This is a genomic window from Parabacteroides sp. merdae-related_45_40 (genome assembly GCF_001915675.1).
Genome location: NZ_MNQY01000140.1, coordinates 1 through 18,232, shown reverse-complemented (window position 1 = coordinate 18,232; position 18,232 = coordinate 1). Strand labels below are relative to the sequence as shown.

13 protein-coding genes are annotated in these 18,232 nt (G+C 49.0%); all 13 read right to left on the bottom strand.

The window, feature by feature from the left end:
* The coding region (locus BHV83_RS20440; protein ID WP_286757970.1) for a polysaccharide biosynthesis protein at positions 1-1,602 on the bottom strand (1,602 nt) is incomplete at its 3' end.
* Positions 1,603-2,601: 999 nt separating this feature from the next.
* Positions 2,602-3,489 (bottom strand): beta-propeller domain-containing protein, encoded by an 888-nt coding sequence (locus BHV83_RS20435; RefSeq protein ID WP_286757968.1) that lies wholly within the window; start codon positions 3,487-3,489, stop codon positions 2,602-2,604.
* A gap of 103 nt (positions 3,490-3,592) precedes the next feature.
* Positions 3,593-4,462, bottom strand: a complete 870-nt coding sequence (gene lsrF / locus BHV83_RS20430) for a 3-hydroxy-5-phosphonooxypentane-2,4-dione thiolase (protein WP_005638299.1) — start codon at positions 4,460-4,462, stop codon at positions 3,593-3,595.
* A gap of 44 nt (positions 4,463-4,506) precedes the next feature.
* Positions 4,507-5,121, bottom strand: coding sequence for a DAK2 domain-containing protein (locus BHV83_RS20425; protein ID WP_039850024.1), 615 nt, complete (start codon positions 5,119-5,121; stop codon positions 4,507-4,509).
* Positions 5,122-5,128: 7 nt separating this feature from the next.
* Positions 5,129-6,145, bottom strand: a complete 1,017-nt coding sequence (locus tag BHV83_RS20420) for a dihydroxyacetone kinase subunit DhaK (RefSeq protein WP_195304837.1) — start codon at positions 6,143-6,145, stop codon at positions 5,129-5,131.
* 39 nt (positions 6,146-6,184) lie between these two features.
* Positions 6,185-6,499 (bottom strand): hypothetical protein, encoded by a 315-nt coding sequence (locus BHV83_RS20415; protein ID WP_005638302.1) that lies wholly within the window; start codon positions 6,497-6,499, stop codon positions 6,185-6,187.
* Between the two features lie 117 nt (positions 6,500-6,616).
* Positions 6,617-9,052, bottom strand: a complete 2,436-nt coding sequence (locus tag BHV83_RS20410) for a cytochrome c biogenesis protein CcsA (RefSeq protein ID WP_286757966.1) — start codon at positions 9,050-9,052, stop codon at positions 6,617-6,619.
* A gap of 130 nt (positions 9,053-9,182) precedes the next feature.
* A complete protein-coding gene (locus BHV83_RS20405; protein WP_286757964.1) occupies positions 9,183-13,178 on the bottom strand; it encodes an SUMF1/EgtB/PvdO family nonheme iron enzyme in 3,996 nt (1,331 codons plus the stop codon).
* A gap of 29 nt (positions 13,179-13,207) precedes the next feature.
* Positions 13,208-13,969: a cupin domain-containing protein gene (locus BHV83_RS20400; RefSeq protein ID WP_005638305.1), complete on the bottom strand. Its 762-nt coding sequence runs from the start codon at positions 13,967-13,969 to the stop codon at positions 13,208-13,210.
* A 128-nt stretch (positions 13,970-14,097) separates the two neighbouring features.
* Positions 14,098-15,192: a chorismate transformation FkbO/Hyg5 family protein gene (locus BHV83_RS20395; RefSeq protein ID WP_005638306.1), complete on the bottom strand. Its 1,095-nt coding sequence runs from the start codon at positions 15,190-15,192 to the stop codon at positions 14,098-14,100.
* Positions 15,189-16,964: a YVTN family beta-propeller repeat-containing protein gene (locus tag BHV83_RS20390; RefSeq protein ID WP_286757961.1), complete on the bottom strand. Its 1,776-nt coding sequence runs from the start codon at positions 16,962-16,964 to the stop codon at positions 15,189-15,191. The genes BHV83_RS20395 and BHV83_RS20390 overlap by 4 nt, the downstream gene beginning before the upstream one ends.
* 6 nt (positions 16,965-16,970) lie before the next feature.
* Positions 16,971-17,780, bottom strand: a complete 810-nt coding sequence (locus tag BHV83_RS20385) for an IclR family transcriptional regulator (protein ID WP_005638309.1) — start codon at positions 17,778-17,780, stop codon at positions 16,971-16,973.
* 140 nt (positions 17,781-17,920) lie between these two features.
* Positions 17,921-18,091 (bottom strand): hypothetical protein, encoded by a 171-nt coding sequence (locus BHV83_RS20380; protein WP_224204891.1) that lies wholly within the window; start codon positions 18,089-18,091, stop codon positions 17,921-17,923.
* Positions 18,092-18,232: the final 141 nt, after the last annotated feature.

The following is an 18,232-nucleotide window of genomic DNA, read 5'->3' as shown; positions in this document are numbered from 1 at the left end:
GGCGATCTTCACAGGGGTTCCCATATCGAAGACGAAGATTTCGTTTCCTTTGCCCATAAAGGCGGCTTCCAAAACCAAGCGGCAGGCTTCGGGGATCGTCATGAAATAGCGGATGATGTCGGGATGGGTGACGGTCAGAGGGCCACCCTTTGCCAACTGTTCGCGGAAACGAGGAATGACGGAACCGTTGCTGCCTAACACGTTGCCGAAACGGGTGGTGATAAAACGGGTTTTACCGGAATGCCGGCCTTTGCTGATAGCGATGCTCAGGCTTTGCACATACATCTCCGCCAAACGCTTGGACGCTCCCATGACATTGGTCGGGTTGACGGCTTTATCGGTCGAGACCATTATGAACTTGTCTACGTCGTACTTGACTGCCATATCGGCTACGTTACGCGTACCATAGACATTCGTATGGACGGCTTCGCAGGGGTTCTCTTCCATCAGGGGCACATGCTTGTAGGCGGCGGCATGGAAGACCAACTGGGGATGGAAACGCTGATAGATGCTTTCGACACGATGAATCATGCGAATGTCTCCCATGACCGGGGTAAACTCGACATCGGGGAATTTTTCTTCCAGCTCCAGCCGGATGTTATGCATCGGGGTTTCGGCACTGTCGAACAAAACCAATTGCTTCAGCCCGAAATGGCAGAGTTGGCGACAGAGTTCGCTACCGATGGAACCGGCGGCTCCGGTGACCAAAACGACTTTGCCTTTCAGGGAACCTGCGATCTCCTCCATGTTGATACGGATCTCTTCGCGTCCTAACAGGTCTTCGATGCGGACTTCGGGAAGGGCGCGCATCTTCAGTTTGCCTCCTTTCAGTTCGTCCAAAGAAGGAAGGAGCAACATACGGACTTTCTCTTTTTCGCAGAAACGAACCAGACGTTCGCTTTCTTCCTTCACCGCCTTATAGTCCGTAAAGAGGATCGCCTTGATATTGTAGCGGTTCACCAAACGGCTGAATTCCTCTTGGTCGGTAATGAAATAGACCTTATACAAACCGATGCGCATGGAGACACGCTGGCCGAAACGGAGGAAGCCTTCCACCTGATAGGATGAGTTTTCACGCAGAAAGGAATCGTTCAATAGGGCGGGAGAAGAATCTTCATGCCCGAATATGAAAAGCTTGTCTTTCCGGTTGGATGCAATGCTGCTCACCATAAAGGTATAGAGCGTGATCAGGAAAGCACGGAAGATCGTCAGGATAAAAAAAGTGAGGAAGAAATCCACCACACTTCCCAGCAGGAAACCACGAAAGGAAAGAAGGCCGGTCGTAAACAAAAGAACCGGCAGGATGGTCGCCACTTTCAGTGAAGAGGACATGGCGATGCGTCCGGTTTCAGTAAAGGCGGAATGGCGAATAATGCCTTTATAGGTCTGGCAAACAAGAAAGCTGGCAGTGCTACAGAACAACGACGCCAGAAAAACCGTCAGAATGATCTGGTCGGTATAGTTCCAATCCAGAATATAACTGACCAAAGCTAAAGAAGTAACGGTCGAAAAGACGGAAAGGAACAGGTCAATCAAAAAAATTATCCAGCGATTGAGGTATTTCTCTTTCGTTAACCTTAATAGTAAATCATTAATTTTCATATAATTAAAGAATTTATTACCCTACAACAAAGTTCGTCAGTCCCAATAGTGGAATAACGAATAGAAATCGATTTTGGCAGCAAAATATCTTAATAAAATATTAAAAGGGTTACTGTACGTTGTTTATTTTGTGCTATATAGCACAAAATAAAAGCTGTTCAAACAGCTTTTATACACTGAATATATATTTTCCCAAGAGCGCACAAAGATAGTTAATTTATTTGAAATTCAAACCTTTTAATTTTTTATATACCTAATAATCAGCAGTTTGATATTATTATAAATATCCAATGATTATCAAGGATTAATTCTATTTTGCTCTAACTAAAAAAATCAAATAATATATAGATTAGAAAGCGGTATAGCACATCTTATCATATATAATATTTATTGAATATCAAGCATTATCAAAATCATATCGATTTTATACTAAAATTATACTGTTTCTAAATAAGTAGATTGTCTATCCTTCTCTTTCCGATAGAACGGGCAAAAGAACGGGATATATTTTTTCACTCTGTTAACCTATTTTTGAAACAATATGATTTACAACAACTTAACAAACAATACATTCCACACAAAAGCTCGTCAGTCCCAAAGCAGAAAAAGACATAACAGTCTGGACATATGAAGATTAAGTGTCTACAAAATGACTAAAAGAAACGTACGTTTCTTTTAGTCATTCCATTTACGAAAGATTGTTAACTGTTGGCTTTCGGAAAATAGCGTGCAAAAGACTCGATATATTTGGCAGACAGGAAAATAAAAAATAAACGAAGATGTGTGAATTTCAAATATTTTAAGTATATTTGCCCCATCAAAATGACTAAAAGAAACGTACGTTTTTTTAGTCATTTTATTGTTATGGGAATCTGCATGGATAGAGAGCGTCACTATTTTTTTCAAAGAGACACAGGAAGGGAAAGATATAGGCAGATATGATTCAGGCACGAATTTCAAAGAAATCCGTGCCTGAAAAAACGTGATGAAACCAGTGACCTATTCGATCGTGCTAATCGTAGAAATCATACCGAACCTTTCGTTATCGTTCAGATTCCAGATCACTTCACCTTTATCATTGATTTCGAATACCTGGGGGCTGTTGGCCTCTACGGCATTCTTGTCATGTCCCTGCCAGTTGCAGACGTACAGGCCGCCATCCTTTGCAGGAAGCAAGCCGGCGACGAAGAACAGGCGGGCGCCTTTGATATCGTTCTCACCGTAACGGCGGGCTACTTCGCCGTTGTCGAGGTTCACTTCCATCAGGGAGTGACCGTCACCACAGGCAACCCAATGGTTCCCGTTAGCCAATGCCAATGTCGTGAAAGGCGTTCCTTCGAGACGGGTGATCTTCACGACTTCGCCTCGCGGAGAGATCTCGCGCACGTCGGAAGTGGCAAAGAGGGGCATCAGGTAGTTACCGCGGGCATTCTTGTTCAGCTGGCGGAACTGGGCATGCGGATGTTCGATGCCTGTCTCATATTCGGTACGCGACAGGATTTCTCCCTTCGGGCTCACCTCCATGATGACAGCCGGATGGCCTACCCAACCCAAAAGATAGTTACCGTCGGGCAACACGCGGGCGGTCTGCATCTCACAGGTATCGGGAGCGGCAATATTCCAGATCTCCTGATGGTTGCGGTCGATCAGCTTCGCACCTCTGGCATAAGCAAAGAGGATATTCCCGTCGGGAGTGGCAACAGCGGAGTTGCATTCCCAACCTTTTTCGAGGGGATGCTCCCACTCTACCTGCTTGGTGTTCTTATCGATGATCACGATCTTGTTCCAACCGGAACCACCCAACAGCAATTTTTCTGTCTTCTTCTCGCAGGATGTAACGGTTACCAGCAACAATGCGGAACAGAGATAAGTAAATAATTTATGCATAACTAATAATTTATCAATTTGCGAATGTGCCAATATGCCGGTGAAATACTCCAAATGGGACATTCATCCCATTGGTACATTGGCATATTGCCCCATTAGCACATTATTGTAAATCCTTGAACATTTCGAAACCTTGTTCCGGTGTCAAGCCTTCGTGTACGACAGCGTGTACGGCCTGGATCATGGCGGCAGGGTTTTCGCTCTGGAAGACGTTACGTCCCATATCGACACCGGCAGCACCGTCGTTAACGGCGTTGTAGCAGAGTTCGAGTGCTTCCTTTTCAGGCAGTTTCTTACCTCCGGCGATCACAACGGGAACCGGACAGGCGGCAGCTACCTTTTCGAAACCGTCGCAGTAGTAAGTCTTCACGATAGAAGCACCGTTCTCGGCGCATACGCGCGATGCGAGTGCGAAGTAACGGGAGTCGCGTGCCATCTGTTTGCCGACAGCCGTCACACCCATGACGGGAATGCCATAGCGGTTTCCCATATCGACAGCTTCCACCAGGTTGGCTGCCGTGATGGCTTCCTGTTCGCCGTCGCCGGCAGAGAACATGACTGCCATAGCGGAAGCATTGTAACGGATCGCATCTTCGATATCGATCAAAACGTTACGGTTCAATTCCGTCAGGATCGTAGAACCGGCATCCGAACGGAGGCAGACGGGCTTGTTGATGTTGGCGGGAATGGAAGTCTGCAAGATACCGCGCGTACACATGATACAGTCGGCATATTGTACGAGGGGAACGATATTCAGGTCGATACGTTCCAAACCAGAAGTCGGACCCATGATAAACCCGTGGTCGAATGCCAACATGACGGCACGGCCTGTTTTCGGGTTGAAGATACGAGAGAGGCGGTCTTTCATACCCCAAGAGTAGTTAGACGCACCTTTTACATGAAAATTGTCGAATTGGGAAGTTTGTCCGAAGCCGAAATTATTCGCTTCTCTGAACCCATCCATATCTGCCATAGCTTTTTTCCTTTCTTAATTTTTAATTCTTAATTCTTAATTTCTCAAAGCGCTTGTGCGAACGATTCAAACATGCAACTCCAGGAGGTTGCACCGCTGTCGGCATAACCGACGGAGCGTTCGCCGTAGTTACGGGCACGGCCGAAGTTGGCTTTCATTTCTACGGTCGAAGCAGCACCGGCAAGGGCAGCTTTCGCTCCGGCTTCGAGGATTTCCTTGATATCGTCCGAAGAACATGCCTGGATCGCTTCCACAGCCGGGATCAGGGCGTCCATCATGGTCTTGTCGCCTTTCTGGGCTTTCGTCTGTTTCTGCACGTTGGCAAGACCGCCGGCAAACATAGCTTTCACTCCAGCTGCATCCAGTTCCGTACCGGAAGCATGGTCGCTCATACCTAAGAAGAAAGCCCCCAACAGCGTACTGGTGGAACCGCTTACCTGCAACATGACGTCAAAACCCATATCGTTCAGCATGGTTTTGAACTCCGTTCCTTTCTGGGCCGTAGCCACGATAGCGGACATGGCTGTCACGATTGCCTGGCCGTGGTCGCCGTCACCGATAACGGCGTCCAGTTTAGAAAATTCGTCTTCGCGTTCTTTGATGTTCTTCAAGGCGTTGTCGAGCATCGCCTTGAAGTTTTCGATAGTCAGTTGTTTCATATCTCGTTTATTTACCGATTGTTGTCCAGTAAGGTGCATCAGCACGTTTGTTCTTCAGATAGTCGATATGATCTTCGTCGAGGATAGCCATGATCATCTGGAAACCGGCCTGTTCCTGTACGGTCAGGATTTCCTGAATACGGCTTACGACAACCTGGAGGCCACGGGCTTCCAGTTCCTTGTAGGCCTTACGGAAGATGATGTTCAACTCCATGTGGGTAGTCGCTCCTACGCCGTTGATGATAAGCATCATCTTATCGCCAGCCTTCGGCTTGAGCTGCTGGCAAAGCAGGTCTACCATCTCGGCAGCCGTATCGTCGGCAGATACAAGCGGTTTCTGTCCGCCACCGCCTTCGCCGTGCTGTCCCATACCGATCTCCATGATGCCCTGGGGCAGGTCGGTGATCGTACCGCCATTCTGCGGATGCGTACAAGAGCGCATGGCAACGGCCAGAGTAGCGACGTTGTTGTTATAGCGTTCGGCGATTTCGACCAGCTCGTCAAGCGTCTTGCCTTCTTCGGCTGCAGCACCTAATATTTTATACAAAGGCACACAACCGGCCAAGCCGCGACGGTTGTTGATGTCGGCACCGATACCGGCGCTGATATCGTCGTGAGTCAGCACTTGTTTCACCTTGATGCCTACACGTTCTGCCAACTGGCAAGCCATGTTCGCACTCATCACGTCGCCGGAGTGGTTCAGGACAACCAACAGGATACCGGCTTCACGCTTCATCAGCTGCAAAGCCTGGAACAGACGCTGTGCACCGGGAGCGGCAAAGATGTCGCCCACGACAGAGCAGTCCAGCATACCTTCGCCTACGAATCCGCTCAATGCGGGTTCATGACCGGAACCGCCCAAAGTCACGATAGCCACTTTGTCTTCGCTCTTCGGATTGGCACGTACGACGATGTTTTCACCACCTAACTTGACCTGGTCCGGATATGCCAATACATAACCTTCCAACAATTCGGGTGTTATCTGTTCGGGATCATTTATAAATTTTGTCTTTATGTCTGACATGGTATATTCCTCCTTTATTTAAGTATGTTATTAATGTTATTATTTGATTTCCATGATTTCGATAGCGATGCCTTCTTCTTCGATGAAAGCGATCGTCAGGTGTTCGTCGCATACGGCCGGGCCGAAGATCACCTTCTTGCCTTTCAACTCTTCCTCCAAAGAAGGAACGGTGTAGGCAATGTGTCCCTGTTTCTGTACCAGTTCGGGCAGGCAGCTACCTTCCTCGAATTTCAGGAATTCGATGCGATTCGGACTTTTGCTATAGTCTGTCAACCATACTTTCAGGCCTTCGTTAAACATAGCCCCTTCTACTTGTTCTGTCGTTACGATACCGACATGATTAAATGTTCTCATGACTAATTAATTTTAAGTGTTCGTACTATTTTTTATTCGTTATCAGTTCTCTCAACCTCAAAACATAGATGTTTCGCATTCAAAACACCGGTGTTTCGTTTTCAAAACATATATGTTTCACACCTTCGTCTTCCATCTCCTGTACGAAAGGACAGCCAAGATAACGACTACCCCCAAGGCGATATAAAGATAGGTGAATATTCCATGCACATTATCATTTTGACCGTATGAATGCATTCCGCTCAGGAAATAATTGACACCGAAGAAAGTCATCAGCACGGAAGCGAACGCGATCACGGATGCCAGATTGAACAACCAAAGACTATTCCAGCGTTTCACCAAGTGGAGATGAGTCACTACGGCATAGACGACCATCGTGATCAGCGCCCAGGTCTCCTTCGGGTCCCACCCCCAATAACGACCCCAGGACTCATTCGCCCAAACAGCACCGAGGAAAGTGCCGACAGTCATCAGGGCAAGCCCTACCCACAACGCCATCTCACCCACAATACTCAGTTCGGTGATACGGGCTTTCAATATCTCTTTGTTCTTCTTTCCGGCGACGGACATCATCACCATATTGGTCAGCCCGATCAGGCAACTGATACCGAAAAAGCCGTAAGCGGCAACAATGACCGCCACATGGAACATCAGCCACGGCGATTTCAGGACCGGTACGAGCGGATTGATCTCAGGGTCCATCCAGTTCAGACCGGAGACGAAGAGGATGATACCGCCGAACAGGGTGGCCAGCGCGAAGGTGATCGTACTACGGCGCACGAACAACAGTCCGGCAAGGACAGTCGCCCATCCCACATAGACCATCGTCTCGTAGGAATTGCTCCAGGGAGCATAGCCACCGATATACCAGCGCATCCCCATTCCGAACATATGATAATGGAAGACGACCAGTACGCCGGCTCCTAACAGCCATATGGCAACCTTCATCCAGCGGGTCCGGCGGAACAGCATCGCGAAAGAAAGGACCAACAACAGTCCGCCCAAGACCAGATAGCCGATCTTGCAATAGCGGAAGACATCCATCTTGTTATATTTCAATTCGGCCTGCATGCGCTTCGGACTGATATCGAGTGTCTTGTTCTTGGCTTGCTGGTAGGTGTCGATCATGCCGACCACTTCATCTGCTTTCGCCCAATCGCCACTCTTCAAGCCCTCCTGCACTTCGCCTAAATACCAGTCGAAAATACGGGAGACGAACATGGAGTCTTTGCCGGTAAAGGCAGAGAGGTCATCGCCGGGTGCATACCATTTATGATTCGGATCGTCTTCTTTCGGAAAAAGGTTCAGCATCTGGTGATTGATCAGCTGATGGAAGATGTTCAACTGCTCGTCCAGTTTCATCAGGTCCTTGTCGAAACGCGTACGCTGGGCAGGCATCTTGTTATAGGCTTCTTCCAGCTTCTCTTGCAGTTTGTAGTTGCCGTTACTGTCGAAGGCCTGGATATAGGCGCACTCGCCGTCCGTCAGATCATAATAGGCGGCCAACTCCGGATTGGACAGAGCGATAAAGGGAACGCGCATCCACATATCGGGCATGGCTAAAAGGCTCAAAAGGAACTGGTCAGAGTTCAACTGACCGATCTTATCCGACTTATGGAGCTTACGTAGAATCTCCGAAGAGAAGGTATTGACCGGCATCATACGGCCGCTACCTGACTGGATCGGAAGGGCTCCGAAGAGGACAGCATGTTCCGAGCTCACCGCATATTTCTGCACGGCATCGAGCATCGGGGAAGCCTTCCCGCCGGCATTTACGGACAGGGGTACGGCAAGGAGCGCAAGCAACAGGACCGCTACGTTGGTCGCCTTGCGCAATTCTTTCAGGCGGCGGCTCTGACGCATGAAGCGGGAATCCTTACCGACCAGGCAAAGGATCAGGCCGATGACCAGCAACAGATATCCGGTGTAGGTGATGTTCCGCCCCGCCACGTCGCGGTTGACGGAAAGGATGGTCCCGTGTTCGTCCTGGTCATAGGAGGCCTGGAAGAAACGGTAGCCTTTTACATCCAATACGTTATTCATAAAGATCCGCTCTTCGCGGTCTTCCCCGTCCACATGGACGATCACTTCGCTCTCGTAGGAAGAGGGACTGGCGGAACCGGGATAGCGGGTTAAGGTGAATTTCTTCAGTTCAACGGAAAAAGGCAGGGTATGAAAGGTCGTGTTATCGGAAGTGCGGACAGCAATCTGGTTGCTTGTCTCCCCTTCACGCAGATGCAAGATTCCTTCTTCGCCGAAAAGGAAAGAGGTCAAGGCGCCGAGAAGGATGATGATAAAGGCGAAATGAGTCAGCATCAGTCCCCATTTGCCGCGTTTCAGGTATTGGTGTTTGATCGTAGCCGCGATAAAATTAACGACTAAAAGGAATTGGAGCAGAAAAAACAGGGGGGAATAATAAACCATTGCTTTGGCTGTCGCTGTACCGTGATACTTTTCGATGAAAGTGGCAACGGCCAGGCCAAAGGCATAAATCAGTAACAGGACGATCGTCGTTACAAAGGAGGAGAAAAATCTTTCGAGATTTGTTTTCATTTACTTTTTTATTAGAGTTCACAGATGCGGCAAATGTACGCAGATTAATCGTTTGATGAAATAACCGGTGGCAATCCGCCACATCTGTGTCCTCTATTAGTTGATAGATATCATCTATACCTTTTCATTATCAATCTTCAATGATCATACGGAAACCGACGTTGAACACACGCTGGTACGGATAGTAAGCCTTACGCGTATGGGAAGCCGCATATTTCGGACGGTCGATATAAGAACCGCCGCGGGCCACTTTGTATTCGGATGTCTCTTTCGTCTTCTCATTGTACGGATACGATACATAGTCGGAACGGGTCCATTCGGCTACGTTTCCGTGCATGCTGTACAGACCGAACGGATTGGCCTCATAAGCCTTGCCGCCGACCTGGACCAGGTTACCGTCGTCCACGCTCTCTTCTTTCGGAAGGAAGGTATAGTACTTGTACCACGGGTTGGTCTTCGCCATCGGCTGCGGGTCTACACCGTAAACGGCAAACAACAGCGTTGTCTTGTCCGCCAGATTGTCCTTCTTGCCGAAGTCCGCATGCATGTCGCCATACCAGAAGTCCTGGTCGCTACCGGCGCGGCAAGCCCACTCCCACTGTGCTTCTGTCGGAAGCGTGATCTTGAGACCGGTCTTTTCGCTCAGTTTCCGGCAGAATTCCATAGCATCGTTGTAGCTGACACGGATAACAGGCTGTTCCGGTTTATTGGCCGGATATCCCTGAACCACGTGGTCTTTCCACTGCTGGTCGACGAAACGGCTGTCGTGATCCGGGAAGACAACGTTGAACTGTTCGTTTGTCGTTTCCAGCTCGGCCATCCAGAAGGCTTTGTCGATCTTCACCTTGGCAGTCGGATAAGCATCCGGTTCGCCACGGTAGCTACCCATCACGAATTCACCGGCCGGGATACGGACGAAATTGACTTTCACACCCGGAGCGATCTCAACCACCTTACGGGTTTCCTTCTCCTTAGCCAGCATTTCCTTGATCCGGTCAGCACCAAAAGGCCAACCTTTCACCTTCAAGGTCTTTTCCTTTACAGGAGCGGCCTTTTCAGGCATTACCGGGGTGATCGGGCCTTGTTTCTTCAGGTAGTCGGCATAGTCGGCGATTTCTTTCTTCCAGTCGACACCGGCTCCGTTCGCATACTTGTCGGTCAATTCCTTACGACGCTTGATCTGGTCGAATCCCTTATAAGGAAGATCAGTCAATACGTTCGCATTGAAATAACCCTTGTCGGGAGCGTTGTAGTCGATCCAGTTATAAAGCGTCTTCCATTCCTTATCGGTCAGTTTCACGTTGTGATGGCCTTTCTTCAGCAAGCGTACCAATTCGCTCGTGTTGGGATGATATTCGTACGGCTGCAAAACGACCATGTCGCCTTCGCCTCCCTGACGATGCACATACGGATGCAAGTTCAGATAAGACGTGCCATAACCTAGCTTGTCTTTCTTTCCACCCCGCAGGTCGAACGCTTTTCCTTCACCGTTATGACAAGCGATACAAGCGCGGTCCAGGATCGGCTGCACTTCCAGGTCAAACGTGAAAGAGCGTGTACCGCCTTCGGGCAGAGTCAAGGCAGACGGAGCTTTCTGCGAAGCGATCACACGTTTCGGGATCGCGATCTGGTTCTGGTCTTCATGACAACCGATACAGGAAACCACTTCGCCCGGCTGACCGGTCACCCAGCTTCGCATCCACTGGATAGCCACGCCGTCCTTATCCAAAGGCTGGATGGAGATCGGTGTATTGGCAGGAGCCTTGAAGATCACGGAACCGTCTTCTTCGACAGGAACCGTCCCTAACATACGCTTGATATCCCAACCGGACTGGATTCCGTGCCAGTTATGGTCGGAACGGGTCTTTACATACGCATATTCGTAAGCATGCAGACGCAGAGACTTGACCGTTCCGCGAGGAATACCTTTCAGGCCTTCTCCTTCGTAGATATCCTGAATAAAGAAGGTCGCTTCCTTTTCATTCAGTTTCACACGGTCGGGAATGGACGGAGGAGTCTTTGTCTTGCGCACCAGGATCGGGCTGATATAGCCTTCGCCTTCTGCCTGCATCAGACAGGTCACGTTGTCGTAGACGTCCACCAGATAGAGTCCCCACAAGGCATGCGGGTCCAACTTGGCTGCAACCAGGAAGTATTTGTCGTTCAGCGGAGTCGGTTTGATGAACTGCGGCCATACACCGTTTACCAGCTGGTCCTTGATTTCTTCTTTGATCGGACGGTTACGGTGAGGGATTTCCTGTACCATACCGGCTGTGCTCTTACGTCCCTTGGTCGGATCGAAGATGATCATACGGCCTGAACGTGCCACACCGTGGTGGCCGGAGATGATACCGACGAACGCCGAACCGTGGCCGGGCAACGGCTGCACGTCGAACGTACTGTTCGGGAACATCGCACCGCTACCGTAGAGGGCTTTGTTTTCCGTTCCGTCCGGGTTCATGTGCATTACGATACGGGAATAGTAGTGGGTCAGGTCGGTGTACTCCCAGCGGGTGTACATCACGCGGCCGTTATTCATGATGACCGGATTCCAGTTGGCATCCTGGTCGAATGTCAGGCGGCGCATGCTCTTGTCCTTCGGGTCATACAGCACCATGTTACCTACCGCATCGCTACCGTTCACACAAGGAACACCCTGGTAACCGATGTTGGAGATAGCGATCACACGACCGTCGGGCAGGTAAGTACCATCGTAGAACTCCAGATCCGGCTCGTCGTTTTCCACAAGCGGCTTGAAGCCTGTCCCATCCAGATTCACTTCATAGATGTTCCAACGCTTGTCGTCCTGTGTCTGTGTGAACATCACACGGTCACCGTCCCAATGCAGTTTCAGGTCAGCGATGGAAGAACCGTTTTTCGGTTTGTAGACCTGACGCATCTGTATATCGCCACGCAGATTGGAGAGTTCGACGATCTCGGCATCGAAGCCCTCACGACCGGCAGATTCCTGGTTACTCCAGTTATTGGCCTGAGTCCCCAAGGAAGGAGTCATGATCTGGTGTGCCTTCGAACCTACCTTGAAACGGGCTGCCACGATCTTGTCGGCATCCAGCAACGGGTTAGCCAGCAAGATGGCACGTTTGCATCCCAATGCTTTCTTGGCATCGGCGATAGCCTGTTCGTCACCGTTATAGATGCCTTTGAAGCCTTTCTTTTCGAGCCGTACCAGTTCGTTCAGCATCGGTTCGTATTTGGCGGCGTCGTAGCCTTTCTGCTTTTTCATATCGGCGAAAGCCAATTTGACAGCCTCGACGTTCAGCCATTCCAAATCGCTCTGAAGCGTGTACAGCTCCTGTACTTTCTCAACCAGTTCGAGATATTTGCGTATCTGTGTATTGAGATCTTTTTCGTTTGCGATCTGCTTTGCCACATTCGAATAGTAGGCTCCGTCCTTCAACCGGGCGATCGCATTATCCGCAGCCTGCTTTTCGACTGAGGCATCCGGGGTGATCAACCAGGTATCCAGGCCGTCCAGTACCGCACCCAGCATACCGATTTCTTCCGGATACTTGTTGTTCAATTCTTCCGCCACAAAGGTCGGAACCGTATTCAATGCCTGGAAAAACACACTTCCGCCACTTGAAGTATCATCGATACCGACTTCGGCTTCGAAGCGGACATACTGGCCACCCACCGGGTATACCAACGTGCCGTTCGCATGGCAGAACACACCGTGTTTGTATTCCTTTCCAGCAATAACGATCTCATGATCGTATGCATTCGTGTTCATCTTGGGTTTTGCCCAACCGGCAACACCGTATTCATAAGGAACTTCGTCCAACCATACGGCTGTACCATCGGCTTTGATCAAACGGGCATTCGCCCATACAGCCTGGTCGTAATCCGTACCATCGGGACCACCGGCCGTTACAAGCACCAGCTTATCCACGCCTTTCAAGTCTACCACGAAAGGTTCGGCTTTCGCCTTATGCTTCATCCAGGTAGAAACGATCGGCATTCCGGATTTCTTCAGCTTTGCCTGTAATTCCGTTTTGGCTTTGACTGAAGCATCAATCCACGTTTCCGCCTTCTTCTGCTTAGGGCCGGCAGACACCATAACAGAAGAGGACAGAAAGAGTGATACTAATAAATAGTATTTGTTCATGTAATAAATTATAAGGTGTTTATTACTTATTATAACGCAGCTTTCGTGTTGGTGAAGCGCAAGCCGTCATTATCGTGGTAGCATGCCCATTCATCAACAATAGCACCTTCAGGACCAGCCATCATAAAGTGGAATGTTTCCAGTTTTTTCAGGCGAAGAACATCACCTACATTCTGTACGACGAAATTTTTGCTCTTGATCGCACCGTGGGTAGCGGGGATAGCAGGAGCGTTCGGAGTCTCGTCACCTACTTCAGAGAAGTTGTAAACCCATCCCTTTTCTACCATCCAGGATTCATGTTTAGCCGGGAATTTGGTCTTTACATGCGCATGTTCGGGGATCATCTGTCCCGGAAGCAGGTAGATCGCGTGAGCGAAGTAGCCGTATTCAGGATCGTTGACCCAGAAAATACCACCCATACCCACGTTTTCAAAATCACCCAGACCGAAATCAGTCACCCACATGTCCTTAGCCATCAGTTCGGTGAAAGGAACACCGTAGAAAGCGAACATGTCTTTCATTGCTTCCATAGCAACATCCTGTTGGAACTTGCCGTCTTTGTAGAAATCGGCATTTGTGTACTTCTTTGAATACTTCATTTCTTTATTAATTTTACAGTTAGCATTGTTGTTACATTCATTCTTGCAGTCGTTTCCGCACTGTTCGGTGCATTGTCCTTCGCCTGCCGCTGCGCAACAGGTAGCCTCGCCAGTAGATGTTTTGCCGTTACATGCAGCCATCGAAAGCAGGAGGGCTCCCATAGCGGCCGATTTCATAAGATTCTTTTTCATTTTTTCTCTTGTTTATTTAGTTAGTAATATTTGTTCTGTACCTATTTCCTACCGGAGAAACTTTGTTTCCATAGGGTGAAACGACTGTTTCCATACGAGGAAACTTTTGTTTGATGCCTATGAAACGTTTACTCGATGGCGATCCCTTCTATTTCGATCAATAACTCATCCCGGCAAACGTCCGCCCACATATAAGATATGGGGATATTCAAATTATATCCTTCCAGCAGTTCGCGTGCCTCCTCATAGAAGGATTTCTCTTTCAGATAGACACGCAGCATTTTCAGTTTCGCCTTACCAATCAGCTGGCCGATGTTTTCCATCGTGATATGGAGCTGGCGTCCGAGCCCTACTCCAACCAGGCTTTCCTCCCCGCGGATAGCTGCCGTACCGGAAATATAAACGATCCGCCGGTCATCGAAAGTCATGCTTTTGGCCCGTTCGAACTTCGGAGTGGCTTTCTTCTGCTGGGCAGCTTCGAGGACCTGGTCCGAATAGGCGTGGGCGGCTATCTGCAATTTATTGTCGATCGGGGTGGCATAGCATTCGGAACGGGCGAACACGGCCGCATCCAAATCGACCAGTATGCCTCCCAAGTTGGCCCCGATACCGGTAGCAGCCGGATAACCGTTGCTCCAGTCCGTCTTTCCATAGAAATCGGCACGGGCGTTGTTGAACATCTGGTAATGCTGGTCCGGCCCGTCGAAGCGGGTGATCTGCTCGATGTAGTTCCACTGGCGGATGATGCAGTTTACAGGGAAGCCTTCCCGGCGCATCACCTCTCCCATCATGTGGAATACTTCGGCGGACTGCTGCTGGATACCGAAGTTTATCACATCCCCATGGAGGCCACCGGCAAAGAGGAAACGGCCATCGGCATTTTCCAGTACGACATACGGGAAGCCGCCGTGACGGCGGAAGGTGATATGATCGTCTTCGTCCGCTTTGTAGCTATGGACTTCCAAGATCAGTCCGGCATTCAGAGGTGGCTGGGAAACATAACTCAATACCGGTTCATGATTCCCATAAAACTTACGGATTTTCTCACGCAGCATGATGCGGCGGGAGACGTATTGTTCGTTGTCGTTCGGCATGCCGAAGAATGCCAAACGGAGAATCTGTTCGTCTTGAGGCAACTGTGCCAGCAGGGCGTCTACCATTTCACCGAAAGTAGCCAGTCCGGTCGTATAGATATTGTAATGTATTTTATCGCAATAATTCATAAAGAGTTCACATATTCGGTTAATGCTTCGATATCTTTCTCTGAAACTTTCTTCTCGATGCCGTGTTTATGGACACTGAACACTTCCTTCATGGTAGCGGCACGTCCGTCGAACAAATAGGGAGCCGTACGCCACACTTCACGCAAAGTCGGAGTATCCCAACCTTTTTCGAACTCTATATCCTCACCTATGCGGTGGTATTTCATATCCGTATAATAAACACCGCTATGGCATTCCCCGCATTTCAGCTTTTCGAAAACCTTCTGTCCTTCCTTTGCCAAATCAGACAGCTCGCCGTTCACCAAGTAAGGACTGGGCACGGGACGAAGTGATTTCAAATAGGCATCCACACAAGCGGCATCTTCTTCCGAGACTTCAAAAAACTGGATGAAGTTGAATCCTGCCCGCACAGCCCGTTCCGCATGTTCACGGATACCGGAAATCATATTGGGAGGAGTCATATGGCTAAAGAGCATGCTCTTGCAGTTCTTGGAATTGCCGACACCGTCATTCATCAAGTCCCAGTTCATACCGTCCGTCCGGGCATCCCCCGGATGGCAGCCGTTACAGCTCTGCCAGTTCTGGAAGCAGTGAGAAGCATCGTTGAAGTAGCGTTCACCCTTGTTTTCAGCCGTTTCTTCACGTCCGGGATTCAGCTCGACCGACGTCACTTCGTTCGTATTGATATCCATTATGTTCAGGATATCGGCAAAGTAAGTCGGGATAATCAGCTTGTCACCGTTCAGGATCATATTGCGAGGACCGTTCCCCTCCAGCGGGATACGTTCGCGGAGGCCATACAAGAAAGTCAGGTCGTAGTCCAACACCGCCTTATTGGGATAGTTCAGGAATTTCTCCAACATCGCCTTATGGTCAATCACGCTGACCTCGTGCGTTCCCGAATGAGAGATGAAAACAGACTCGTCGTTGCAGGCAATGCTCCAGATACCGGCCGCCCCCCGTTCGGGTTCATCCACGACGATGGCTCCCAGGAACTCCTGCTTGTCGACATCGATCACGCTGAAAGCACTCGTGTTCATCCATCCCTGCTGCAATTGAGATGTAGGGACGGTGAAACGCCCCAAGTTGTGGGATACATATATATATTTGCCGTCGGGAGTTATACAGATTCCCCGAAGGGCATTGCTTCCGTTTGCCAACTGGATGTCCTTCACCTTCGTGAAGCCATCCATTTCGATGACGGATACACAGGCGGCCACATAATCGAGATCAGCCCGCTGTGCAGGAAGGAAGTTCGTGACGAACATATATTTGCCGTCCTTGCTGAACACGGCGGACTTCGGTTCGCGCAATACCTTCACCGTACGCATCACCTTCCACGCAACCGGATCGATTTCGGAGATCGTGGTCTGGAACTGGTTACATACATATATATGCTTCTTGTCCGGACCGAACATCGGATGACATGCTCCCGAACCGGTCGGAATAGAAGCCTCCACCCTGCCCGATTCGAGCGAGAGGATCTGTAAATGGCCTGTCGTTCCGAATGTAGTCACATATGCCTTGTCGCCATCCAAAAGGATACCCGTAGGCGTTTCGTCCATCGGGAAAGAACGCAACAATGTCTTGCCATCAGGCGAAAAAACATCCACCCGCTTTACTCCTTTATCTGTCATCAGCAACTCACCTTTGGCGTTCGCCACGACATCTGTCGGGAAGAACGGTGGGTTGCCTGCTGAAGCAAAGGAGATGCAACAGCAGGCAAAACAAGCCACCAGTGAGTTTTTAAACATGTATTTTCGTGTGTTCATGGTATATTATATTTTTTTTGCTTTACTATATCCCAACTCAAGAGAAATCGTCTGGGCCACTTTCCTTATACAGTCTGCCGAAACACGTACGACCTCTTTCGACAGCCGGTCCTTAGGGCCTGAAATCCAAATTGCCCCGCAAGGATAACCCGTATAATTAAAGATAGGCGCCCCGATGCAAATCACACCGTTCAGTTCTTCCTCATTATCCATGGCATAGCCCAATTTCCGGACCTTCTCAAGTTCCTCCAGATAAGCGTCACGTGTAGTAATAGTCCGGGCGTTGTAGCGTGTAAATTCCATATAAGACAAATATCGGTCCCGGACTGTATTCGGCAAATAAGCCATGATAGCCTTTCCCGGAGCCGAACAATGCAAATCGAAAGGTTTTCCCGGCGAGAGGATAAAACGGAACGTATGATGTCCCTGCGCCTGCTCGATAAAGATACCTTTCCGGTCCCCCAGCACGCCGAAGCATGCCGTCTCTTTCACTTGGTCGCGCAAATCGCGCAAACGAGGCAAAACAGTTTCCAGCAAATTGTGTTCATTCAACGATCTGAATCCCAAAGTTAGTAATTTACGGGATAACTTGTACCTTTTTGTGTCTTCATTATAGATCAAATAATCCAGACGGACCAACGTATTTAAAATACGGTAGGCCGTAGTCTGTGAAATATCAAGGGCGGACTTGATATCCTGAAGCGTCTCACCCTGGGTGTGAAGCGACAAGTACTCAAGTACAGCGATCCCTTTTTCGAGATTCGGAACCTTGTAGTTCTCTTCTGCTTTTTCCATATTTGGAATAACGCTTTCCATATTTGAAATATTGTTTCAGATTTGAATCAAATATAAAAGAGAGCGCATAAATGCAAGCAGGATGTTTGTAAAAATTAGTTAAGTATGTCGTAAAACACATTATAGTTGAAAGGTGAAAGTGAAAATGCAAATAGCAACTTTCAACTCTTCTTGTAGCTGACGATGGCCAGTATGTTAAAGAACACTACGAACAGGTAGATGATCCCCCTATTGCCTACCGACATCAACCCATATACAAGCCAGGCGATACAGGTACCTGTCGTGAGCAGGATAAAACCAATAATCCAATAATGTTCCAATATGTCTGACACACGCATCAAAAGCAATATAAAAAAACAGGAGCGCAACAGCTAGAGGGCACTGAAAAAGTTTCCTTGCAGCTTTTTAAAGAATTAAATCTGCACATAGCCTGTATATTATTTGGCTATGTGCAGATTTTTAGTACCTTAATG

Excerpts from the sequence above, each read along its gene's own strand:
- BHV83_RS20385 (WP_005638309.1), bottom strand. The coding sequence starts at position 17,780 with ATGGAAAGCGTTATTCCAAATATGGAAAAAGCAGAAGAGAACTACAAG.
- BHV83_RS20405 (WP_286757964.1), bottom strand. The coding sequence starts at position 13,178 with ATGAACAAATACTATTTATTAGTATCACTCTTTCTGTCCTCTTCTGTT.
- BHV83_RS20425 (WP_039850024.1), bottom strand. The coding sequence starts at position 5,121 with ATGAAACAACTGACTATCGAAAACTTCAAGGCGATGCTCGACAACGCC.
- BHV83_RS20435 (WP_286757968.1), bottom strand. The coding sequence starts at position 3,489 with ATGCATAAATTATTTACTTATCTCTGTTCCGCATTGTTGCTGGTAACC.
- BHV83_RS20420 (WP_195304837.1), bottom strand. The coding sequence starts at position 6,145 with ATGTCAGACATAAAGACAAAATTTATAAATGATCCCGAACAGATAACA.
- BHV83_RS20415 (WP_005638302.1), bottom strand. The coding sequence starts at position 6,499 with ATGAGAACATTTAATCATGTCGGTATCGTAACGACAGAACAAGTAGAA.
- BHV83_RS20410 (WP_286757966.1), bottom strand. The coding sequence starts at position 9,052 with ATGAAAACAAATCTCGAAAGATTTTTCTCCTCCTTTGTAACGACGATC.
- BHV83_RS20395 (WP_005638306.1), bottom strand. The coding sequence starts at position 15,192 with ATGAATTATTGCGATAAAATACATTACAATATCTATACGACCGGACTG.
- lsrF (WP_005638299.1), bottom strand. The coding sequence starts at position 4,462 with ATGGCAGATATGGATGGGTTCAGAGAAGCGAATAATTTCGGCTTCGGA.
- BHV83_RS20390 (WP_286757961.1), bottom strand. The coding sequence starts at position 16,964 with ATGAACACACGAAAATACATGTTTAAAAACTCACTGGTGGCTTGTTTT.
- BHV83_RS20400 (WP_005638305.1), bottom strand. The coding sequence starts at position 13,969 with ATGAAAAAGAATCTTATGAAATCGGCCGCTATGGGAGCCCTCCTGCTT.